This is a genomic window from Streptomyces sp. NPDC127092, from assembly GCF_042722475.1.
In the GTDB taxonomy this organism is placed as follows: Bacteria; Actinomycetota; Actinomycetes; order Streptomycetales; family Streptomycetaceae; genus Streptomyces.
The window spans coordinates 17032-37949 of the sequence record NZ_JBHXFE010000005.1 but is presented as its reverse complement, the minus strand read 5'-3'; the positions used below and the strand labels follow the sequence as shown (position 1 = coordinate 37949).

Below are 20918 nucleotides of genomic sequence, written 5' to 3'. Positions count from 1 at the left end.
CGTTTCGCGAGGGGGCAGCATGAGGCCGCTGGAAGCCGGTGACCCGGAGTCCGTGGGGGACGGAAGATACCGGCTGGTCGGACGGCTCGGCCAGGGTGGCATGGGCGTGGTCTATCTGGGCCGCTCCCGGTCCGGGCGGGCGGTCGCCGTCAAGGTCGTACGGCCCGAGCTGGGCACGGACCCCGAGTTCCTCCGCAGGTTCGCGCAGGAGGTCGCGGCGGCGCGGCGGGTCGGCGGCTTCCACACCGCTCCGGTGGTCGACGCGGATCCCGACGGTCGCCCGGCCTGGCTGGTGACCGCCTACGTGCCCGGGCCCACGCTGCGGACCGTCCTCGACGAGGTGGGCGCGCTGCCGGCGGACACCCTGAGCGTGCTCGCCGCCGGGCTCGCGGAGGCCCTGGAGGCCATCCACCGGGCCGGGGTGATCCACCGGGACCTGAAGCCCGCGAACATCGTCGTCGCCGAGGACGGGCCGCGGGTCATCGACTTCGGCATCGCGCGGGCCCTGGACGGCACCACGGCCCTGACCCGGACCGGGCTCCAGGTGGGCACTCCGGGCTATCTCGCTCCCGAGCAGCTCACGGGCGGCACGATCACGCCGGCCGTCGACATGTTCGCGCTCGGGGTCGTGCTGTGCCAGGCGGCGGGCGGCTCGCCGTTCGGCGAGGGCGGCTCCGCGGCCTGGCTCTACAAGGTCGTGCACGAGGAGCCGGACCTCGGCGCCGTCCCCGAGCTCCTGCGGGCGCAGGTCGCCGCGTGTCTGGCCAAGGACCCGGCGCGACGGCCGACCCCCGCGGCCTTCCTGGACGGTCTGACGATCCAGCACCCGGTCGAGGGCGGCTGGCTGCCGGACGACGCGACGGTGCTGCTCGCGACGGCGCCCGGAGACGCCACGACCGCGCTCACGCCGGAGACGGACGTGACGGACCGGCCTGCGCCGGCGGGCCGGACGGAAGAGCCGGAACAGACGCAACAGACGCAACAGACCGGGCAGACGGAGCAGGCGGACGAGGAGACCGCGCCGGAAGCCGCACCCGAGCCGGTACCCGGGCCCCGGCCCAAGCCCAACCGCGGCCCCGAGCCGGTACCCGCACCCCTGCCCGCCCCGGTACCTGAGCAGGAGCTCACGCCCAGGCCCGAGCCCGCACCCACCCCCGAGTCCCACCCGGTGACCGAGCCGGTAGCGACCCCCGGGCCCCGCCCGGTGGCCGAGCCCGAGCCGATAGCCGCGTCCGAGCCCGCACCCGAGCCCGCGCCCGTACCGGTGCCGACCGTCCCCGTCCCGGTCCCCGTTCCCGTCCCCGCGCCCGTGCCGACTCCCGTACGCCCCGAGGTCACCGTCCCCGACACCCTCGGGCCCGGCACCGGGCCCGTCGGGCCCACGGACCGCCCCGGGCCGCGCTCCCGGCAGCGCGTCGGGCTCCTGACGGCGGTCGCGGTCGCGGTGTGCGCGGCGGCGGTCGCGGGTGTCTTCATCTGGGCGCCGTGGAAGGGCGATTCCGGCGACCGGACGGGCGGCGGGGCGGGCAGTGGCGGGCCGACCGCCGGCGCCTCCCCCGGCGCGTTCCCGACGGCTCCGCTCCTCGTGCGTCAGGACGTCGCGCCCGGCTGGCCCCAGGAGTGCCACGCCGTGATCGCCGTACGGCCGGCGGCGACGGACGCGCCGCGGCAACTGGTGCGGAACGCCGCCGACGGAACCGACGGCACGTGCGACATGCTGCCCCAGTGGGCGCCGGACCGCGGGTCCTTCGCCTTCACGCGCAAGTCCGCGGACGGCGCCGCGGTGTGGACGGCGAAGGCCGACGGCAGCGGTGCGCGGCGGGTCGCCGCCATCGCCGGCGGGAGGGTGTCGTGGTCGCCGGACGGCACGCGCCTCGCCGTGCTGCGCGTCAAGGACGGCGTGCAGCAGCTGTACGAGGTGACGGTGGCCGACGGCTCGGTCCGCCGGCTCACCTACGGGGAGGGCCGGGTGGAGGATCCGGCGTGGTCCCCGGACGGGAAGCAGATCGCGATCTGCTTGGAGGTGGGGAAGGGCAACTGGCAGATCCACCTGGTGGATCCCGCCGATCCCGGGCGTGGACCGCGTCAGGTGACCCGGTTGCCGCATCCCGCTCTCGACCCGGTCTGGTCGCCGGACGGCCGGACCTTCGCGTACACCGCCGGCACGTACCAGGGCGCGACCAAGGGAGACATCCGTGTGGTCGGCTCGGACGGCACCGGCGACCGGAAGCTGGTGGCGACCGCGGAGCACGAGATGGACCCGGCGTGGTCGGCGGACGGCCGCTGGCTGGCGTTCGTGCGCGGTCCGTACGAGGAGCCGGTGATCTGGGCGGTACGGGCGGACGGCACCGGTGAGCGCCGGCTGACGACCGGTGACAAGCCCGAGGCCCACCCGGCCTGGCGCTGACGAACGGTTCGCGGACGAGGTCCGTCTGCCGCTGGTTCGGGGCGGGCGGGCGCGCGGACGGGCCGGGGCCTCGGGGACGCCGTGGCGGCAGAACGCCGTGGCGGCAGGACGCCGTGGCGGCGGTACGGGAGCAGGCGGACTGCTGCCCGTACCGCCACCGCCGGCCGTCGCCGTCGGACCCGGCGGCTCAGCTGGTGATGGAGAAGGCTTCCCCGTAGACGCTCCAGTACAGCGGCGTGTTGAGGTCGAAGTTGTTCTCGTTGAGGAAGCGGCGCTGCGCGGTGCTCACGCGGGTGGTGTCGCTGTGCGCCTCCTCCTTGCGCATCTCCTCCTCGCGCGCGTCGAGGAAGGCGTGGAGGTAGGCCTTCTCGTCGCCGCCGCGCGAGGGCGGGAGCGCCCGGGAGAGGGCGACCGCGCGGATGGAGCGGAAGCCGTCCTCGCCGTGCATCACGGCGGCGTCGTAGTAGGCGAACTGGCCGAGTGCGCGCAGGCCGTCGCTCTTCGCCTGGGAGACGGCGGGGTTGAAGTAGACCCGGTCGCGTTCCTCCTCCTGTGTCTGCTGGAACACGCTGTCCTGGGCAGCCTGGCGCCAGGCGTTCGGGAAGCCCGGGTCGAGGCCTTCGTGGGAGTCGGTGCCGTTGACCCGGCGCAGGGCGGGCAGATAGGAGGCCAGCGGGTTGCCGGGCTTCTTGGCCGTGTAGCGCTCGACCAGGTCGAGCATGTCGCCGGTGCCGGAACAGAAGCCGACGATGCCCGCCGTGTAGCCGCGGCCGTCGCCGATGTCCTCGATGTACGCGAACTGGGCGCGCCAGTCGAGGGACGAGTTCTCGAAGGTGGAGACCAGCTTCATGGCGATCTCCTTCTTGGCCGGGTCGTCGAGGCCCGTGCCCGGGGCCGGCGGCATGGTGGTGCCGCCGTAGGCCTCGACCTCCCACAGCGAGTAGCCGTACGGGGTTCCCCGCTGGGTGCCGAAGACGCGCAGGTAGCGTCCGGTGCCGTTGACGGCGAGGTCGTCGGTGCCGCCGTCGCCGGTGGTGGTGGCGTAGACCTGGCGCCAGGAGGAACCGTCGTCGGAGAGCTCGACGCGGTAGGCCTTGGCGTAGGCCGCCTCCCACTTGAGGACGACCCGCTTCACGGCGGTGCCAGCGCCGAGGTCGATCCGTATCCACTGGTTGTCGACGCCTTCGGCGCTGGCCCAGCGGGTGGTGGTGGACCCGTCGACCGCCTTGGTGCCGGTGAGCGAGCTGGTCTCGTTCGACGAGGTGGTGACGGGCCGCCCCTGTGCGAGGTTCCCGGCCGCCGCGTTGGCGGCGGGGCCGAGACCGGACAGGGCGGGCAGCAGCAGTCCGGTGACGGCGCCGACGACGAGGGCGGCGGCGCGACGACGCCGCCGCCGGAGCGCGCTGCCGGTGCTGGCGGCGCCGCCGGTGTGGGTGGTGCCGCCGGTGTCGACGGTGGGGACGGTGTTGGTGGGGGGCATCTCGCTTCACTTTCCCGGGCGGTCGCGTGTGGTGCGGCGGTCCCGTGTTCAGGCGGACGGGTTCCTGAGCGAAGAGAACAGTTAGGAAAGCTTCCTAACATGCGCAGTGAGAGTATGAGGAGCCTCGGAGCGACGCAAGAGGGTGAACGGCAAAGGGAGTTGAGCCGGACCCTCCGACCGGGCCGCCGCAAGGGCCGCCGTGGCCACCGGAACCCTCTTGACCTGCCCGTTCACGCATCGCACACTTTCCCGACCCCGGAGGGGTGGATGCTCGCCGGATCCGCCGAACGCTGGGCGCGGCGCGGCTACTGGGCTCCGGATGCGTACGGCCGTGCGGACCGCCGGGATCCAGGAGGGGCGCGGGGACACCGTTGCCCAGGCCTCTGGACGCTTCCCGTGTTGGTCGTCGACCGCCGTTTCGCCGCGGTACGGAAGGATGCCGAGGCCCGTCATGTCGCCGCTCTGGAGGCCTCGTTCGCCGAGCGCCGGTGATCATGACGGCGGGCCCGGGCGGTAGGGTCGCGGGCGGGTCGTCGCAGGAGGCGGCGGGCGTGGTGGGGGGTTGTGTGAAGCGGGCCGTTGTCATGGGCGGGAGCTACGCGGGGCTGTTCGCGGCCCGGGTGCTGAGCGACTTCGCCGAGGAGGTCGTCGTCCTCGAACCCGACGACATCGGAGCGGACGGGACCGGGTCCAGGGCCCCGCAGCGGCGGCAGTTGCACGCCCTGCTCGCGCAGGGGCACAGCCAGCTGGAGCACTGGTTTCCCGGCATCACCGCCGAATTGGTCGCGGACGGGGCCCGGATGGGCGAGGGCGACGACGTCCGCTTCTACGTCGACGGGCGGCTCAAGGCGCCCGCGGACGGGCAGCGGATGCTCGGGGCCAGCCGCCCGCTGCTGGAGGCGGGGGTGCGCCACCGGGTCGGCGCGCTTCCGAACGTGCGGATCGTGCGCGCGCAGGCCCGCGGCCTGCTCCTGGAGTCCGGGCGGGTGCGCGGTGTGACCACGGCGGAGGGCGAGGTCGTCGACGCCGGGTTCGCCGTCGACGCCATGGGCCGGTCCAGCCGGCTCGGCCACTGGCTGGAGGAAGCGGGCTGGGAGCGGGCGCCGGTCGGCCGGATGCGGGTCGACCTCGGCTACGCCACCGCCTCGTTCCGGCGCGGGGACGAACTGGGCACGACCGTCGTCGCCCACTCCATCCCCGGCCCGAAGAGCGACCACCAGCCCGGTCTCACCGAGCCCGGCGCGCTCGCGGCGGTGGAGGGCGGCCGCTGGTCGGTGGTCCTCGCCGGCTACGCGGGGCACCGCCCGGGCGCCGATCCCGCCGAGTTCCTGGCCCGGATGCGGCGGTGCGTGGAACCGCTGCGCACGGTCGCCGACGTGTGCGAGATGACCGGCGAGGTGGACACCTTCCGCTTCGCGGAGAGCGTCCGCCGCGACTACGCGCGCCTCGGCAGGCTCCCCGGCGGCCTGGCCGTCGTCGGCGACGCCCTCGCGAGCGTCAACCCCGTGTACGGGCAGGGCCTCACGCTGGCCGCCCTGGAGGCGAACTGCCTTGCCGCGCACCTGCGTTCGGGCGCCGCCTGGCACGAACCCTCGTGGGGCTACTTCCGGCGGGCGGCGGTCGTGGTCGACGCGGCCTGGCAGTTGTCGACCACCGCGGACCTCGCCCAGCCGCACGTCACGGGCCCCTACCCGCCCGGCTACCGGCTGCTGCGCTGGGCGGGCGACCGCCTGACGGAGGCCTCGGTGCTCGACTCCGTGGTCAACACCACATACACGAACGTGGTCAACCTCATCGATCACCCGCGCGCCCTCACCCGGCCCGCCCTGCTCCTGCGCGCGGCCCGGGTGCTGCTCGCCCCGGGCAGCCGGGCGTGAGACGGGCCGGGACGCCGCGCGTGCGGGTGCCGGGCGGTCCGTCGCTGCTGCTGCGGCCCTGGGCGTACGAGGACGTCGACGCGCTCGTACGGCACCACCGGGACCCGCTGATGCGGCGGTGGCTGGCGACCCGTCTGGAAGGCGAGGAGGACGCGCGGGCCTGGGTGGCGGAGCAGCACCGGGGCCGCCGGGCCGGTTCGCGCGTCGCGTTCGCGGTGGTCGAGGAGGACACGGCCGGGCCGGGCGAGCCGGTCGGCCACGTGGCGTTCACCGCCGCGGCGGGCGCGGTGCGCGTCGGCTACTGGACGGCGCCCGCGGCACGGGGCCGGGGCATCGCCTCCCTCGCGCTCGCTCCGGCCACCGCCTGGGCGGCCGGAGCTCCGGACAGCCCGTTCGCGGGCCGCCGGTTCGAGCTGGTGCACGCGCTCGGCAACGAGGCCTCCTGCCGTACGGCCCTCGCCGGCGGCTTCCCCACCGACCACACGCTGGCCGCCGACCCGCCCGCGCGTCCGCGGCCGATGCACGTGCACTCCTGGGCGGGGGCGGGGGCGCATCCGGCGCCATAGGGGTGGCGGGCTGAGGCGGCCACGGGGAGGGCGCCGGGCTCGGCAGGAACAGGAGGTCCCGGCGGGGCGCGCCGGGTGGCGCGGCCCGCCGGGACGGGTCATCAGACGCGCTGCCAGAGCGCCGGGACGTTCGGCGGCTCCCAGCCCGTCTGGGCCTGGTGGCCCTGGAGACAGCGGTAGCTCGCGCCGCCGTAGGTGACGACGTCACCGGCCGCGTAGACCGTGCCCGCCTTCCAGGTGCCGCCCGGCTCGGGTTCGCCGGGGCCGGGGCCCGGGCCCGGGTCGGAGCCGGTGGTCTTCAGCGTCAGGCCGTAGTTCTGCAGGATCGGGTTGAGCGGCTGGAAGAAGGTCGTGCCGCCGCTGGAGCAGTTGCCCGATCCGCCCGAGGTGACGCCCTGTGCCTGGCTGCCGGAGATGTACGAGCCGCCCGAGTCGCCCGGCTCGGCGCAGACCGTCGTCCGGGTCACACCGGAGATGGTCCCCTCCGGGTAGGTCACGCTGGTGTTGTGCTGCTGGATCGTGCCGCAGTGCCAGCCGGTGGTCGAGCCGGACCGGCACACGGAGGCGCCGACGGGCTGCAGCACGGAGCCGGTGACCTGCACGTTGGCGCCGCCGGAGCCCTTGACGTAGGGAGTGGCGGTCCAGTTGGTGTTGGTGGCCACCCAGGCCATGTCGTTGCCGGGGAAGACCGAGGCCTGGAAGGTGCCCTGGGCGACCTGGTTGAAGCCGGTCGTGGTCGTGCCGGCGCGCCCGCAGTGGCCCGCGGTGGCGAAGCCCTGTGTCGTGCCACGGGTGACGGGGAAGCCGACGGAGCAGCGGCCACCGCCCATGTAGTAGGCGTCGCCGCCACGGATGTCGTACAGCGGCCGGGGCGCCTGGGCGGTGCGGACCACCGTGACGAGTCCCCGCGGGACGCCCGTCGCGGCGAGCAGCCGTGCGACGGCTCCGGGGCGGGTCTCCTCGACGACGAGGCGGTTGGTGCGGACGTCGACGTAGCGGACGGGAGCGTCGGCGCCGGCCGAGCGGTCGAGCGTGTCCTTGGCACGCTCCAGGGCGGTCAGGCCGTGGGGCACCAGGAGGGCCCGGGCGCCCGCGGCCCGTATCGCGGGCAGGTCGGCGGCGCGGGTGGTGGCCACGGTGAGCGTGGCGGACTCGGGCCCGTCCACCCAGGCGCCGGCGAACGCGTCGCCGAGGCCCTGGCGGACGCGGGCGGCGGTGGCGCCGGCCTCGGCCTCGTGGGCGAGCCGGCTGAGCGCCTGGGCACGGTTCAGGCCCAGGTCCCGGCTCATGGCCTGGAGCAGCTCGGGCGGTGCGGCGTACGCGCCGAGCGTGTCCGAAGCGGTGCGGACGGCCGGCCCGGCGGAAGCCGAACCGCCGGCCGTGCCGGCGGCGGGCGAGGCGGCGGTGGGCGCCGCGGCGGTGGCGGGCGCGGCCTGGAGGGCGGCTAGGGCCAGTCCGGCGGCGGCCAGCACGGTGCCGGCCGTGCGGACGGAGCGTCGGAGCATGCGGATCTCCTCGGTTTCGTGGGGGAACTGCCGAAACCGTAGAAATCCCGTCGGCCGGGCGGGAGTTGTCAGTCCGCCCCTGTCATCGCGTTATGGCCCCTGCCCGCCGGCCGCCGGCGCCGGGAGACGCGCCGCGCTGCGCGACAGGGCGTCCGCGTGGGCCGCGCGGGCGTGGGCGAGGACCTCGGGCGCGTGGCTCGCGGCGCGCCCTTCCGGGTGCCAGCCCAGCAGGTGACGCCAGATCAGCGGGTTGCCGACGAGGGGTCTGGTGACGAGTCCTGGCGTGGCGGGGAAGGTGGCCCGGCACAGTCCGACGGCCCGCCCCACCTGTACCAGATGGACGCAGGAGGCGGTGTCCGTCTCGTACACGCAGACCGGCGTGAAGCCGGACCGCACGCACGCGGCGGCGAAACAGTCGCCGAAGCAGCCGTCGCCGGGCACGTCGGTCCACGCCTCCGCGGCGAGTTCGGAAAGGTCGATCTCGGAGCGGGACGCGAGCGGATGGCCGACGGCGAGCATCACGTGGACGGGGTCGCGCGCCACCTCCGTCCAGGCGAGCCGCCCGGCCTCGGGCGGACTGCTCTCGCCGCAGACCCCCACGAGGGCGAAGTCGAGCCGCCCGGCGGCGACCCCTCCGGCGATGTCCCGTTCCGACCAGGAGGTGTACGTGGTGACCGGGGCCTCCCGGCCCGTGCGGGCCAACCGGTCGACCAGGCCGCCGAGCAGCGGCCCGTGAGTACCGCCGAGCCGGTGGCCGGCCGCGCCCTCGCGAGCGAAACGGACGGCCTCCTCCTGGAGCTCGCACACGGCGGGCAGGACGACCCGGGCCCGGTCCAGGACGAGGTCGCCGAGGGCGGTGGCCCGTACGCCGTCCCTGCCGCGCTCGAACAGCGCTCCGCCCAGGGCCCGTTCGATGCGCTTGAGCTGGGCGCTGAGCGCGGGCTGGGCGAGCCCGAGCGCGGTCGCGGCCCGGGTGAGGCTGCCGGCGTCCGCGATGGCCCGGATCGTCTTGAGGTGCCTCAACTCCAAGTCCATGCACCGAGCTTGCCGCCCATCACCCCGAAAGGTCCAGACCAGCGCGGCAACGGGTCGGGCACGTGACCGGGCCGACCGGCCGGAGGGGGGAGGCGGAGGGGCGAGGCGGAGGCGGGGGTCGGAGGGACGAAGGGAGGGGCGCGACGGAGGACGAGGCGAGGCGAGGCGAGGGGCGAGACGGAGGGGGCAAGGGGGGAAGGGCGAGGCGGTGGACACACCGTCCGGCAGGGGCGAGTTCGTTGCGGGCCGGTCCGGGGGCGGCGAGGATGACGGACATGCGGAACATCGTGGTCGTCGACGCCCCGTCCAACCTCGGCCTCCGGCCGCCGGCGCCCGGCACCGTGCCCGGTTGCTACAAGCTGGCCGGCGCGCTCCGCGAGAACGGCATCGTGCGGCGGCTCGGGGCCTTCGAGGGCGGGGTGGTGGTGCCGCCGCGCTACGACCGGGGCGACTGGCGGGAGGGCGACGGCGTCTTCAACGCCGCCGCCCTCGCCTCGTACACCGTCAGGCTCGCGGACCGCGTCCAGCACCACGTGGCCGCCGGGGACTTCGCCCTCGTCCTCGGCGGCGACTGCTCCATCCAGCTCGGCGCCGCGCTCGCGCTGCGCCGGCTCGGCCGCTACGGCCTCGTGTCGGTCGACGCCTCTCCCGACTTCCGCAATCCCGACAACTCCGAGCGGATCGGCGCCGCCGGCGGCGAGGAACTCGCCCTCGCGACCGGCCGCGGCCAGGCCGATCTCACCGACCTGGAGGGACTGCGGCCCTATCTGCGGGACGAGGACGTACGGGTCTTCGGCACCCGTGACGGCTACCGCGACGATCCGCAGCTCGTCCAGCTGCGTGAGCTCAAGATCCCCGTCGTGACCGTCGCGGACCTGCGGGAATGGGGTGCGGCCGAGCTCGGTGCGGCGACCGCGGTCAGCCTGGAGACGCCGGCCCTGGACGGTTTCTGGGTGCATCTGGACGCCGATGTGCTGGACCCGGAGGTCATGCCGGCGGTCGACAGCCCCGATCCCGGCGGCCTGATGCCGGACGAGGTGACCGCGCTGCTACGGCCCCTCGTCCGCTCCCCGCGCTGCGTAGGCCTCAACGTCACGATCTACGACCCCGATCTCGATCCCGACGGGACCGCGGGCGCGCTCCTCACCGATCTCGTCGTCGCGGCCCTCGCCGGGGCCTGAACCCGCCCCGGTGCCGGTCCGCGCCCGCCGGATCCGTTCCAGGAGGTGCTCGGCGTCGGGACGCACGGCGGCCCGGCGGGGCGCCCAGTCCTCCGCGGCCCGCCCCGTGTACACGTCCCGGGCGTGGGCCAGCGCCGACCGGCGGTCGGGCGGCAGGCGGTCAAGGGCCCACGCGGCGGCATCGTCCTTCGACCGGATCCGCCCGGTCTCCAGGGTGGTCCAGATCCGGGCGAGGGTGAGCAGCACGTTGCGGGTGTCGGCGTCGATGTCGGCCATGAGGTCGGGGACGCCCGCGACGATCGCCCTCCGCACGTCCGCGGCGGGCACCGGATCGATGAGCTCGGCGGGCGGTGGTCCGAAGAACGGGGCGTCGCCGGCCCGGGCCATCGCGAGCAGCGGGGCCAGGTCCGGCATGGGCTGCGCCCGGGGCAGTTCGCCGCGCTCGTACTCCCCGCGCAGCCACTCCCCGTAGAGGTAGTCGCAGACGGGCGGGTAGCGCCAGGGCCGGATCTGCTCGGCGACGACCACGATCAGCTCGACGGGCCGGGCGGGACCACCACGGGCGCGGCTGCCGGACAGTTCGCGCAGGCCGTCCGTCAGCTCCCGCCGCTCGTCGGGCCCGAGCCCGCGGTCGGCGACGACGAGGACGTCGACGTCGCTGTGCGGCCGCAGCCCGCCGAGCACGGCCGAGCCGTGCGCGTACGCGCCGAGGGCCCGCTCTCCGAGGACGGCGCGGACGAGCCGGACGACGGCGTCGGTCTGGGCGGTGGCCAACGGACCTCCTGAACACTGGGACTTGGGCCGGGCGAGCGTACCGGGACGCTTGACCGGCTCGCACGGCGTTTTCGCGGCGGCGGGCGGCCGACGGCCGGGCGGCGCGCTCCATCCCGCCCGTCCGTGTCCTTGAGGAGGCGGGCGCGCTGCCGCCCGGCCCGAGGGGAAGCTGTCGGCAGCCCCGTGAGCGCGGGCAGCGCCGTGCGCGCGCCGGCAGGCCCCGCCCCCGGAGCAGGGGGCGGGGCCGGCCGGCGTGGGGTGTCAGCCCTGGCGGGCCTTGACGCGCGGGTCCTTCTTGTTGAGGACGTACGTCCGGCCACGGCGGCGGACCACCTGGGAGCCGGGGCGCGCCTTCAGGGCGCGCAGGGAGTTGCGTACCTTCATCGTGGCGTCTCGCTCTCTCGTCCGACCGCTCGCGGTCAGCGTTCCTCGCGGAAGTCGACGTGTGTCCCGAGTACCGGGTCGTACTTGCGCAGGACGAGGCGGTCGGGGTCGTTCTGGCGGTTCTTGCGGGTCACGTAGGTGACGCCGGTGCCGGCCGTGGACCGGAGGGTGACCACGGGGCGCTGGGTGGTGCGTGGCATGGGTGCTCCTTCCGGCTGCCGCCGTCGAGCTCGTTTGACTCGGGCATGTCAGCCTCGCCCTGTGCAACGCCGTCACCCCCGGCCGCATTCCCGCGAGGGCGACCGCCTACGGTGGCCCGGTGAGTGATCACCTGCCCGCCGACGTGGCCACCGCCCTCGACGTCGTCACGCTCGGCCTCGCCCTGTGATGCTTCGCCCGCCCCCGCCCTCGCAGGATCAGCGGTCACACCGACCGCTCCGCAGCGGATAAGGTGCCGGGCGAACAACCGGGATCCTTAGTTCCGCACGGGGAGAAAGAATTGATGAGTGGTCAGCAGCCGGGCAGCGCCGGCGCGTCAGCGGTCTTCCAGCCGCTTGAGGGCGACGACCCGACGACCGTCGCCGGCTACCGGCTGGCCGCCCGGCTCGGAGCCGGCGGCATGGGCAAGGTGTACCTGTCGTACACGCCCGGCGGGCGGCCCGTCGCCATCAAGGTGATCAGGCCCGAGTTCGGCGAGGACGCCGAGTTCCGTCGCCGTTTCGCCCAGGAGGTCCGCTCGGCACAGCGTGTGCAGGGCCTGTTCACCGCGCCCGTCATCGACGCCGACGCCGAGGGCACACGGCCCTGGCTGGCCACCGCGTACGTCCCGGGACCCTCGCTCGCCGACGCCGTCGTCGCGCACGGAGCCCTGCCCGTCGAGACCGTGCTGCTGCTGGTCGCGGGCATGGCCGAGGCACTGCAGGTGATCCACGGCGCGGGCCTCGTGCACCGCGACCTCAAGCCGTCCAACGTACTGCTCGCCTCCGACGGCCCCCGCGTCATCGACTTCGGCATCGCGCACGCCGCCGACGCGACCTCGCTCACCGGCAGCGGCGTCACCATCGGCACGCCCTCCTTCATGGCCCCGGAGCAGGCGGCCGGGCGCCGGGTCACCCCGGCCACGGACGTCTTCGCGCTCGGGCAGGTCGCCGTGTACGCGGCGACGGGCGTGCCCGCTTTCGGCGAGGGCACCTCGCACGGGGTGCTGTACCGGATCGTGCACGAGCAGCCGGAGCTCGGCGCGGTGCCGGAGCGGCTGAGCGCGCTCGTCACGCGCTGCCTCGCGAAGGATCCCGAGGCCCGACCGACCGTCGCCGAGGTGATCCGGCTCTGCCAGGAGGCCAACGCGGCGACCGTGCTGCGCCGGCCCGAGGACTGGCTGCCGGGGGCCGTCTCCGCGGAGATCACGGCCCGCACGGCCACCCCCGCACCGGCTCCCGCGCCCGCCGCCGCTCCCGCTCCCCTGCCGACGCCCGCGCCCGCCGCTCCGGCGCAGCCCCCGGCCCATCCGCCGACGGCGCCGGCCGGGCCTCCGGCGGGCTACGCGCCGACCGCTCCTGCGGGGCCGGTACCGGGCCACTCCCCCACGGCGCCCGCTCCGGTGACGCCCGCTCCGGCCGGACCGCCGGCAGCCGCACCGTCCGTCCCGACGCCTCCGCCGCACGCAGGGCACGCCTACGCGCCGACGCAGGGCCCGGCTCCGGCCCCGTACCCGGGCAGCGGCGCCTACCCGACCGCGCCGGCGTATCCGACGCCGTACCCGAACGCTCCCTATCCGAACGCGCCCTACCCGAACGCGCCGCACCCCGGCGGCCGGCCTCCGGCGGCCCGCCAGAGCCCGGTCAAGCGGACGCTGCTGGTGGGCCTCGCCGCCGCGCTGGTCTTCGGGGTGGGCGGCGCCGCCACCGCGTACGTCCTGACGAAGGACGACGACAAGAACAACTCGGCGAGCGGCAACGGCAAGCCCGGCGAGCGGACCGGGACGGGCGGGTCGTCCGACGCCTCCTCCTCCGACGACACGGGCGGTGGCACGACGCCGTCCGGGAAGCCTTCCGCCAAGGCCGAGCCGAAGCCCGCCGAGTTCAAGAACATCAACCTGACGGCCGGGTACCACCTGACCCTGGGCGACCAGGTCGTACGGCCCCAGGACGGCGAGGACGGCGGTTACGAGCTCTCCTACGACACCGGCGGATACCTCGACGCCGAGAGCACCGGGGGCAACCTGGTACTGCTCGACCCGGGCCAGGAGGCCACCCTGGCCGCGTGCCGGGCGGACACCCGGTTCACGCGCGAGGTGTACGTGAACAAGCTGTCGCCCGGGCGGCAGATCTGCGTCACCACCGGGACGGGCCACATGGGTCTGGTCACGGTCAAGGCGTTCTCGCCGGAGGAGTCGCCCAGCACGTACATCACGCTGGACGTGACGGTCTGGCGCAACGGAGCCCTCTAGCACGGAGCCCTGTATGTAGTACGGAGCCCCCCGTAGCGCGGCGCCCTGTGGCACGGAGCCCCCGTAGCGCGGCACCCAATGGCACGCGCCCGCAGAACGGCATCTGTCGCACCGGAGTCACCGGTTCAGGGCCGTGAGTTCTCCCCGCCCGTCCCGTCGCCCGCCCCACCGCCCGCCCGTCGGCCATGCGCCGGGGCGGGCGGCGGCGTCTTCGGCGGGGGGCGCGGTGGTGCCGAGGACGGCGCCCCGGCCGGCCCGGTCTCGTGGCGGGCGGAGCCGGTCGACACGTCCGGCAGCAGCCTCACCCAGACCCAAATCGACGCGTACGCCACGCACTCCACCCCCTTGGTCGCCGACCTTCCCTGTCATTCCTCTTCGAATGATAGATTAGGGAAGGTAAGGGAAGGACAGGGAAGGTCGAGTGTGACGTGAACGCGGCGCAGCAGTACTACACGGTCGAGCAGATCGCCGATCTGCTCGACCTGCACGTGAAGACCGTCCGGGGCTACGTCCGGGACGGACGGCTGCCGGCGACGCGGGTCGGGCGGCAGTACCGGATCAGCCGGGAGGACCTGGAGGCCTTCACGGGAACGCCCGTCGCTCCCGCCCCCGCTCCTCGGGGGCCGCGTGCCGACGTGTCGAGCATCGTGCAGGTCGACGGCGTGGACCGGCACACCGCCGACCGGCTCGCCAACGCCGTCATGGCCACGGTCCTCGGGCGGCACGGCGACACGGGCCCGGACTCGGGCGGCCGGCTGCGCGTGGAGACCGTCTTCGACGAGGACCGGGACTCGCTGAAGTTCGTGGTCCTCGGCGATCTCGACACCACCGCCGACCTGCTCAAGGTTCTCGACGCACTGATCGGAGGCACACAGTGAACACCCTTCGGGACTTCCACGGCACGCCCGTCTTCCTCTGCCCGGCCGAGGGCCCGCTCCTGCTCGGGGAGCGCGAGGCGATCGACGTGATCGGCGAGGGTTCGCACGCCGGGGCGAGCTGGGTCGCGGTACCGGTCGAGAGGCTCCCGGACGACTTCTTCCGGCTGCGCACCCGGGTGGCCGGGGACATCGTCCAGAAGTTCGCCAACTACCGGCTCGGGCTCGCCGTCGTGGGCGACATCTCCCGGCACCTGGAGGACAGTCCCGCGCTGCGGGACTTCGTCCGGGAGTCCAACCGGGGCACCCAGCTCTGGTTCGTACCGGACACGGCCGCCCTCGCGGAGCGGCTCACTCCGGTCCGCTGAGGCCGGGCCCGGTGAGCTCCGGCACGCCGAACTCCATCGCGGCGAGCCGGTCCGGCTCGGCCACGACCTCGATCCGGGTGATCAGCCCGTCCTCCACCGTGAAGGCGAGCACCAGCCGCAGCCTGCCCTGCGGCGCCATCGCCAGGGCGAACTGCCCGTCGACGAGGGCCAGACCGGTGTAGCGGGCCCGGCCCATCGCCGCCATGGCGCCCTGGGCCACGGCCCGGCCGCCGGCGACGACGACCGGTTCGGGCGTGGGGACGACCATCCGGTCGGCGTGCAGCACGACGTCGGGGTGGAGCAGCGACAGCAGCGCCGCGAAGTCCCCGCCGCGGGTGGCCGCGAGGAACGCCTCGACGACCTGCCGCCGCCGGGCCGCCTCCGCCCGGGCCGCACCAGCCACGCCGGCCGCATCGGCGGCTTCGGCGGTTCCGTTGATTCCGGTGGTTCCGGCGGCGGGCGTCGCGGCCGAGCCGCCCTTCACGCGGCGCCGGGCGCGGCTCGCGAGCTGCCTCACGGCGGCCGGGGTCCGCTCCAGCATCGGGGCGATATCCTCGAAGGGCACGGCGAACATGTCGTGCAGCACGAAGGCCAGCCGCTCGGCGGGCGCGAGGGTGTCGAGGACGACGAGGAGGGCCACGCCCACGGAGTCGGCCATGACGGCCTCCTCCTCGGGATCGCGCCCGGGCTGGTCGACGTCCGGCTCACCGAGACGGTCGTCGAGGGAGTCCTCGCGGCGCCGTTCGCGGGACCTGAGCATGTTGAGGCAGACCCGGGAGACGACGGTGGTGAGCCAGCCGCCGAGGTTCTCGACGCCCGCGATGCCGGCGGCGTCCGCGCGCAGCCAGGCCTCCTGGAGGGCGTCGTCCGCCTCGGCGAGCGAGCCGAGCATGCGGTAGGCGACCGCCCGCAGGTGCGGCCGGTCCCGCTCGAAGCGTTCCGTCAGCAGCGCGCCGTCGTCCTTCGCCCGCATGTCCTGCCGCTCCCCCGGTCGCCCCTCCTGCGTGAACGCCTCATCCAAGCACGGGCATTCAGCCCTTCGGGACCGGGGTGCCCTGGTGGTAGTACAGGCGCCAGCCGGCGTCGCCGTCCCCCTTGCGCCACAGGGAGCTGCGGCGCGCCCGGCGGCCGCCGAAGTCCGTCTCGTACGTGAGGTGGACGAGGCCGGGCGCGAGGAGCACGCCGCGCAGGGCGGAAGTCTCGAAACGCGGCCCCTCCTTCGCGGCGCCGTCCAGCTCGGGCAGGGCGGCCAGCATCTCCTCGTACGTCCAGCGCCGTCCCGAGGCGCCGACCTCGACGAACTCGGGGTCGAACAGCCGGGCGGCCTCGTCGGCGGAGGCGCGGACGGCGGGGTCCAGGAGGCGCAGTTCGCCGTCCACGGCCGCGGCGATCGCGGCCCGCTCCTCGGCGGTCCCGCCGCCGTACTCGCCGGTGTCGTTCGTGTCGATCATGGGCGCATCCTCTCCCGGCGCCGGCCCCGCGGCAAGGAATTTCCGTACCGACGGGTAGGCGCGCGGCCCGCCTTGCTATACGGTCCGTCCAACAGCTTGCTAGACACCGCGTCTAACAAGACTCCGTTCCCGCCCTCCGAGGTCCTCAAGGAGCCCGCACCATGGCAAGCAGCACCGTCCAGCCGGCGGACCAGGCCCCGCAGCCCGAACGCGAGGCGGCCCGGCGGCTGCTCGACTCGTCCGCCAAGCTCTCCTACGATCCCGCCACCGAGGTCGACTGGGACACCCCGCTCGACGAGGACTTCCACGGGATGAGCCCCGAGTGGTGCTCGCTGTACGGCACCCGCTACTGGCAGGAACTGACCGAGGCACAGCGCAAGGAGCTGACCCGGCAGGAGTCCGCGTCGGTGGCCAGCACCGGCATCTGGTTCGAGATGATCCTCCAGCAGATGGTGCTGCGCGACATGTACGCCAAGGACCCGACCGACCCGCGCTTCCAGTGGGCCCTGACCGAGATCGCCGACGAGTGCCGGCACTCGATCATGTTCGGGCGCGGTGCCGCCAAGCTCGGTGCCCCGGCCTACCGCCCGCCGCGCTTCGTGCTCGAACTCGGCCGGGCGTTCAAGACGCTGGCGGTCGGCGAGGCCGCGTACGCGTCGATCCTCGTGGCCGAGGAGGTGCTCGACGTCATGCAGCGCGACTGGATGCGCGACGAGCGGGTGGTCCCCTTCGTCCGGACCATCAACAACATCCATGTCGTCGAGGAGTCGCGGCACATGAAGTTCGCCCGCGAGGAGACCCGCGCCCGGCTGCGCGGGGCCGGCCGGCTGCGGCGGCAGGTCCAGGCCCTGGTCGTCTCGATCGCCTCGTACTTCATCGTCACCAGCATGGTGAACCGCGAGGTGTACGCGAACGCCGGACTCGACACCGAGCGGGCGCTCGCCGAGGCCCGGGCCAACGAGCACCACAAGTCGCTGATGCGGTCGAGCTGTTCGGGCCTGATGGAGTTCCTGGCCTCCGCCGGGCTGCTCACCCGCCCGGCGGTGGCGGTCTACCGCCGCGCCCACCTCATCTGAGCCGTATCCGCACCGGAGCCCCGCGAGCTGACGACACCATGACCTACGCGATCACCCAGACCTGCTGCAACGACGCCACCTGTGTCGCCGTCTGCCCCGTCAACTGCATCCACCCGACGCCCGACGAGCCGGACTTCGGCCGCACCGAGATGCTCTACATCGACCCCCGGTCGTGCATCGACTGCGGTGCCTGCGCCGACGCCTGCCCGGTCGACGCGATCTTCCCGGCGGACGCGCTGACCGCCGGCCAGAAGGAGTACGCGGCGGTGAACGCGGCCTTCTACGAGGACCGCGCGCCGCGCCCCGCGCGCGAGGGCGGGCCCCTCTTCCACGCGTGGGACGCGCCGTCCTTCCCGCGCACCCTGCCCTCCGACTTCGCGCCGCTCCGGGTCGCCGTCGTCGGCACCGGCCCGGCCGGCATGTACGCCGCCGAGGACCTGCTGCTGCACACCAGCGCCGAGGTCACCCTGGTCGACCGGCTGCCGGTGGCGGGCGGACTGGTCCGCTACGGCGTGGCCCCCGACCACCCCGCGACCAAGCGGATCGGCGACACCTTCGCCCGGTTCCACACCCACCCGCGGGTGCGGATGTACCTCGGCGTCGACGTCGGTACGGACATTACGGCGGAGGAACTGGCCGCGCACCACGACGCCGTCGTCTACGCCGTAGGGGCGGCGGGCGACCGCCGGCTCGGCATCCCGGGCGAGGAGCGCGCCGGCAGCATCCCGGCGACGTCCTTCGTCGCCTGGTACAACGCGCACCCTGAGGTCGCGCCCGACGCGATCGACCTGTCGGACGTCGAGCGGGTGGTGGTGGTCGGCGCGGGCAACGTCGCCCTGGACGTGGCCCGCCTCCTCGTCACGGATCCCGAGACTCTGGCCGGCACGGACATCGCCGACCACGCGCTCGCCGCGCTGCGGGCCTCCGCCGTACGCGAGGTGGTGCTGCTCGCGCGGCGCGGACCCGAGGACGTCTCCTGTACCGCGCCCGAACTGCTCGCCCTGGGACGGCTCCCCGGCGTCCGCCTGGTCGTGGACGACCACGACCCGCGCACATGGGCCGCCGTGGATGCGGCCGGGCCCCGGGACAAGGCGGCGCTGCTGCGCGGCGCGGTCCGCGAGCGGGTGGACTGGAGCCGGGCACCCGGCCCGGAGCGGCGCATCGTGTTCCGCTTCCACTCCGCACCCGAGGAGATCCTGGACGGGGCGGTGCGCGTGACGGGTGGCGCCGGGGCCGGACCGGTGGAGGTCGGGGCGGGCATGGTGCTGCGGGCGGTCGGCTATCGCGGACTGCCGGTCGCGGGACTGCCGTACGACGAGGCCACCGGCACGGTCCCGCACGACGGCGGACGCGTCGAGGGCCGGCCGGGCACCTACGTGGTCGGCTGGATCAAGCGGGGCCCCTCCGGCGGCATCGGCGCCAACCGCACCTGCGCGGCGGAGACCGTGGGCACGCTCCTGGCCGACGCGGTCGACGGCGCCCTGCCGGTGCCGGCCGGAACGGCGCGGGCCTTCGACCGGCTGGCCCGCGGCCGGGCCCGGCACGTGGTCGACGCGCGCGGGCTCGCCGCGATCGAGCGCGCCGAGCGGTCGCGCGGCGAGGAGTCGGGGCGGCCCCGGGTCAAGCTCGGGACCGTGCCGGAACTGCTCGCCGCGGCACGGGGACGCCGCCGGGCGGCGCGCTGAGCCGACGGAGCCCGGGCCTCGTCGGCGGGCCCCCGGCGTGGCAGCCGAGCCGGGGTGGATGATCCCGATATGAGTGCGAGGCATGAGTGAGAAATCAGCTGTTGTCGTAGGGGTCGACGGTTCCGAGCACAGTCTGCGAGCCCTGGAGTGGGCGCTGGCGACCGCGCGGAGCCTGGAGGCCCCGCTGACGGTCGCCCACGTCCGCTCGGAGGCGCTGCAGCTCGGCAGCGCGCGGATCGAGTCGCTCGGCCCGGCCCCGGAGCTTCCCGACACCGTCGTGGACGCCCTCGCCGCCGAGGTCGGGCCCCGGGCCGAGGGCGTCGACGTGCGGTACGCCTCGCTCGACGGCTCGGTGGTCGACGCCCTGGTGGAGGCGGCGAGGGGCGCCCGGCTCCTGGTGGTCGGTTCGCGCGGGCGGGGCGGCTTCGCGAGCCTCCTCGTCGGGTCGAACAGCCGGGCCCTGGCGGCCTCCGCGCCCTGCCCGGTGGTCGTCGTGCCGCACGAGGCGCGGGCCGCGTCCCTGGAAGGCGGCGCGGCGGCGGGCCGGGTCCTGCTGGGGCTGCACGTCGAGGAGACCGCCGACGAGGTCGTGGACTTCGCCTTCGAGGCGGCCCGGCGGCGGAAGGTGCCGCTGGAGGTGGTGACCGCCTACCCGGTGCCGCCCTCCCCCGCGCTGCTGATCGGCGCGCCCGCGCCCGCGCTCCAGGTGCCGCCGCCGCTGCCGGACGAGATGCCGGAGCTGGTGGACACCACGACCCGGCGGCAGGAGGAGCGACTGCGGCCGTTCGCCGAGCGCTATCCGGAGGTCGAGGTGGTCCCGGCGGTCACGCCCGCCGACGCGGCCGGGCGGCTGGTCGAGGACTCGGCCGAGGCCGGACTGCTCGTCGTGGGGCGTCATCGCCGGCACCGGGTCGAGACGCTGCTCGTGGGCTCGGTCGCGCACGCGGTCCTGCACCACGCCGCCTGCCCGGTCGCGGTGGTGCCGCCCGCGTCGAGGCACTGAGCGGACGGAAATGCCTCCGTTTCACCTCTTCGGGTGATGGCGGATGTGGAGAAACGTGTCTGCCTCCGTAAGGGCCGCGAACCTCGATGCACGGGGACCGATCCAGTGGAGCGTGTCCATGCATCTGATCCGACGCGGCGATCCGCACCTCGCCGTCCGGTCGAGCGAAGGCCTGACCACGGTCGAGCTGTACGGAGAGCTCGACCTGGTGCTGGTGCAGCGCGTCCGGCCCGAACTCGACGTGCTGGCCCGCGAGGCGCCCGCACTCACCGTCGACCTGCGCCACGTCACGTTCTGCGACGCGTCGGGGCTCGGCCTCCTGGTCCGCTGTGCGCAGCGCGTCCAGGACCGGGGCGCGGCCTGGCGGCTCGTCTGCGACCAGCCGATGATCCTGCGGCTCGTCCGGCTCGCCGCTCTGGACGACGTGCTGCGGCCGTCGCCGCCCGCACCGCCGGCCGACGAGGGACCGCCGGCACCGCACCCGAGCCTGCCCGGGCGGCTACCGGTGTGAGGGCCGGTGCGGCCGGCCGGCACGATCGGCGAGGCGAGACACCCCCTGACGCGTCCCGCCGGACCGCGGGCGCCGGCCCCGTCGACGGTCCGACGGGGCCGGTGCAGTCCTCCGGGCCGTACTACGGGGCCGGTGACAGTCCTCCGGGGCCGTACGACAGGACCGGTGACAGTCCACCGGGCCGTACGACAGGACCGGTGACAGTCCTCCGGGGCCGTACGACAGGACCGGTGGCAATCCTCCGGGGCCGTACGACAGGGCCGGTGGCAGTCCTCCGGGCGGGCGTCCGCA

The 20918-nt window shown here is 74.9% G+C and carries 17 protein-coding genes and 3 pseudogenes; 11 read left to right on the top strand and 9 right to left on the bottom strand.

Annotation, left to right across the window (positions count from 1 at the left end):
- The first annotated feature begins 19 nt into the window (after nt 1-19).
- Nucleotides 20-2407 (top strand): protein kinase, encoded by a 2388-nt coding sequence (locus ACFWJO_RS05770; protein WP_386863557.1) that lies wholly within the window; start codon nt 20-22, stop codon nt 2405-2407.
- Between the two features lie 187 nt (nt 2408-2594).
- On the opposite strand, the pseudogene ACFWJO_RS05765 reads toward ACFWJO_RS05770, so the two are convergent.
- A pseudogene (locus ACFWJO_RS05765) lies at nt 2595-3302 on the bottom strand (chitosanase); the annotation flags it as partial.
- A gap of 93 nt (nt 3303-3395) precedes the next feature.
- Nucleotides 3396-3887, bottom strand: a pseudogene (locus ACFWJO_RS05760) (discoidin domain-containing protein); the annotation flags it as partial.
- A gap of 566 nt (nt 3888-4453) precedes the next feature.
- Between ACFWJO_RS05760 and ACFWJO_RS05755 the strand changes: the two are divergent.
- On the top strand, nt 4454-5764 hold the full coding sequence (locus ACFWJO_RS05755; RefSeq protein ID WP_386863556.1) for an FAD-dependent oxidoreductase: 1311 nt from the start codon (nt 4454-4456) through the stop codon (nt 5762-5764).
- A complete protein-coding gene (locus tag ACFWJO_RS05750; protein ID WP_386863555.1) occupies nt 5761-6330 on the top strand; it encodes a GNAT family N-acetyltransferase in 570 nt (189 codons plus the stop codon). Before ACFWJO_RS05755 ends, ACFWJO_RS05750 begins: the two co-directional genes overlap by 4 nt.
- A gap of 101 nt (nt 6331-6431) precedes the next feature.
- On the opposite strand, the gene ACFWJO_RS05745 is transcribed toward ACFWJO_RS05750, so the two are convergent.
- Both ACFWJO_RS05745 and ACFWJO_RS05740 read right to left on the bottom strand, forming a co-directional pair.
- A complete protein-coding gene (locus tag ACFWJO_RS05745) occupies nt 6432-7835 on the bottom strand; it encodes a carbohydrate-binding protein (protein WP_386863554.1) in 1404 nt (467 codons plus the stop codon).
- Between the two features lie 90 nt (nt 7836-7925).
- Nucleotides 7926-8870, bottom strand: a complete 945-nt coding sequence (locus ACFWJO_RS05740) for a LysR family transcriptional regulator (RefSeq protein ID WP_386863553.1) — start codon at nt 8868-8870, stop codon at nt 7926-7928.
- A 275-nt stretch (nt 8871-9145) separates the two neighbouring features.
- Here ACFWJO_RS05740 and ACFWJO_RS05735 point away from each other — a divergent pair, with 275 nt between their 5' ends.
- Nucleotides 9146-10051: an arginase family protein gene (locus ACFWJO_RS05735; RefSeq protein ID WP_386863552.1), complete on the top strand. Its 906-nt coding sequence runs from the start codon at nt 9146-9148 to the stop codon at nt 10049-10051.
- 48 nt (nt 10052-10099) lie between these two features.
- Here the strand turns inward: ACFWJO_RS05735 and ACFWJO_RS05730 are convergent.
- The 3 genes and pseudogenes from ACFWJO_RS05730 to rpmG all read right to left on the bottom strand — a co-directional run.
- Nucleotides 10100-10825: pseudogene (locus tag ACFWJO_RS05730) on the bottom strand (aminoglycoside adenylyltransferase domain-containing protein); the annotation flags it as partial.
- 261 nt (nt 10826-11086) lie between these two features.
- A complete protein-coding gene (gene ykgO, locus ACFWJO_RS05725) occupies nt 11087-11209 on the bottom strand; it encodes a type B 50S ribosomal protein L36 (protein ID WP_384412625.1) in 123 nt (40 codons plus the stop codon).
- 35 nt (nt 11210-11244) lie between these two features.
- Entirely contained in the window at nt 11245-11409 is a 165-nt protein-coding gene (rpmG, locus tag ACFWJO_RS05720; protein ID WP_384412628.1) for a 50S ribosomal protein L33, read from the bottom strand.
- A 302-nt stretch (nt 11410-11711) separates the two neighbouring features.
- Here rpmG and ACFWJO_RS05715 point away from each other — a divergent pair, with 302 nt between their 5' ends.
- From ACFWJO_RS05715 to ACFWJO_RS05705, 3 genes are all read left to right on the top strand, one after another.
- Nucleotides 11712-13658 (top strand): protein kinase, encoded by a 1947-nt coding sequence (locus tag ACFWJO_RS05715; RefSeq protein WP_386863551.1) that lies wholly within the window; start codon nt 11712-11714, stop codon nt 13656-13658.
- 428 nt (nt 13659-14086) lie between these two features.
- The gene (locus ACFWJO_RS05710; RefSeq protein ID WP_386863550.1) at nt 14087-14536 is read left to right on the top strand and encodes a helix-turn-helix domain-containing protein; all 450 of its coding nucleotides are present in this window, start codon (nt 14087-14089) and stop codon (nt 14534-14536) included.
- Nucleotides 14533-14901, top strand: coding sequence for a DUF4180 domain-containing protein (locus ACFWJO_RS05705; protein ID WP_386863549.1), 369 nt, complete (start codon nt 14533-14535; stop codon nt 14899-14901). Before ACFWJO_RS05710 ends, ACFWJO_RS05705 begins: the two co-directional genes overlap by 4 nt.
- On the opposite strand, the gene ACFWJO_RS05700 is transcribed toward ACFWJO_RS05705, so the two are convergent.
- Complete coding sequence (locus tag ACFWJO_RS05700; protein ID WP_386863548.1) at nt 14885-15874, bottom strand: sigma-70 family RNA polymerase sigma factor; 990 nt, start codon at nt 15872-15874, stop codon at nt 14885-14887. The two genes, ACFWJO_RS05705 and ACFWJO_RS05700, sit on opposite strands and share 17 nt — an antisense overlap.
- A 58-nt stretch (nt 15875-15932) precedes the next feature.
- Nucleotides 15933-16352 (bottom strand): DUF4440 domain-containing protein, encoded by a 420-nt coding sequence (locus tag ACFWJO_RS05695; RefSeq protein ID WP_386863547.1) that lies wholly within the window; start codon nt 16350-16352, stop codon nt 15933-15935.
- Nucleotides 16353-16513: 161 nt separating this feature from the next.
- On the opposite strand from ACFWJO_RS05695, the gene ACFWJO_RS05690 reads away from it, so the two are divergent.
- The 4 genes from ACFWJO_RS05690 (at nt 16514) to ACFWJO_RS05675 (ending at nt 20627) form a co-directional block, all read left to right on the top strand.
- Entirely contained in the window at nt 16514-17428 is a 915-nt protein-coding gene (locus ACFWJO_RS05690) for a diiron oxygenase (RefSeq protein WP_386863546.1), read from the top strand.
- A gap of 38 nt (nt 17429-17466) precedes the next feature.
- On the top strand, nt 17467-19113 hold the full coding sequence (locus tag ACFWJO_RS05685) for an FAD-dependent oxidoreductase (protein ID WP_386863545.1): 1647 nt from the start codon (nt 17467-17469) through the stop codon (nt 19111-19113).
- Nucleotides 19114-19195: 82 nt separating this feature from the next.
- A complete protein-coding gene (locus ACFWJO_RS05680; RefSeq protein ID WP_386863544.1) occupies nt 19196-20116 on the top strand; it encodes a universal stress protein in 921 nt (306 codons plus the stop codon).
- A gap of 118 nt (nt 20117-20234) precedes the next feature.
- Entirely contained in the window at nt 20235-20627 is a 393-nt protein-coding gene (locus tag ACFWJO_RS05675) for an STAS domain-containing protein (protein WP_386863543.1), read from the top strand.
- The last annotated feature ends 291 nt before the right edge of the window (nt 20628-20918 follow it).

What these genes read in the sequence shown, in the direction of transcription:
- ACFWJO_RS05770 (WP_386863557.1), top strand. Translation starts at nt 20, where the DNA reads ATGAGGCCGCTGGAAGCCGGTGACCCGGAGTCCGTGGGGGACGGAAGA.
- ACFWJO_RS05745 (WP_386863554.1), bottom strand. Translation starts at nt 7,835, where the DNA reads ATGCTCCGACGCTCCGTCCGCACGGCCGGCACCGTGCTGGCCGCCGCC.
- ACFWJO_RS05740 (WP_386863553.1), bottom strand. Translation starts at nt 8,870, where the DNA reads ATGGACTTGGAGTTGAGGCACCTCAAGACGATCCGGGCCATCGCGGAC.
- ACFWJO_RS05735 (WP_386863552.1), top strand. Translation starts at nt 9,146, where the DNA reads ATGCGGAACATCGTGGTCGTCGACGCCCCGTCCAACCTCGGCCTCCGG.
- ykgO (WP_384412625.1), bottom strand. Translation starts at nt 11,209, where the DNA reads ATGAAGGTACGCAACTCCCTGCGCGCCCTGAAGGCGCGCCCCGGCTCC.
- rpmG (WP_384412628.1), bottom strand. Translation starts at nt 11,409, where the DNA reads ATGCCACGCACCACCCAGCGCCCCGTGGTCACCCTCCGGTCCACGGCC.
- ACFWJO_RS05715 (WP_386863551.1), top strand. Translation starts at nt 11,712, where the DNA reads ATGAGTGGTCAGCAGCCGGGCAGCGCCGGCGCGTCAGCGGTCTTCCAG.
- ACFWJO_RS05700 (WP_386863548.1), bottom strand. Translation starts at nt 15,874, where the DNA reads ATGCGGGCGAAGGACGACGGCGCGCTGCTGACGGAACGCTTCGAGCGG.
- ACFWJO_RS05695 (WP_386863547.1), bottom strand. Translation starts at nt 16,352, where the DNA reads ATGATCGACACGAACGACACCGGCGAGTACGGCGGCGGGACCGCCGAG.
- ACFWJO_RS05690 (WP_386863546.1), top strand. Translation starts at nt 16,514, where the DNA reads ATGGCAAGCAGCACCGTCCAGCCGGCGGACCAGGCCCCGCAGCCCGAA.
- ACFWJO_RS05685 (WP_386863545.1), top strand. Translation starts at nt 17,467, where the DNA reads ATGACCTACGCGATCACCCAGACCTGCTGCAACGACGCCACCTGTGTC.
- ACFWJO_RS05680 (WP_386863544.1), top strand. Translation starts at nt 19,196, where the DNA reads ATGAGTGAGAAATCAGCTGTTGTCGTAGGGGTCGACGGTTCCGAGCAC.
- ACFWJO_RS05675 (WP_386863543.1), top strand. Translation starts at nt 20,235, where the DNA reads ATGCATCTGATCCGACGCGGCGATCCGCACCTCGCCGTCCGGTCGAGC.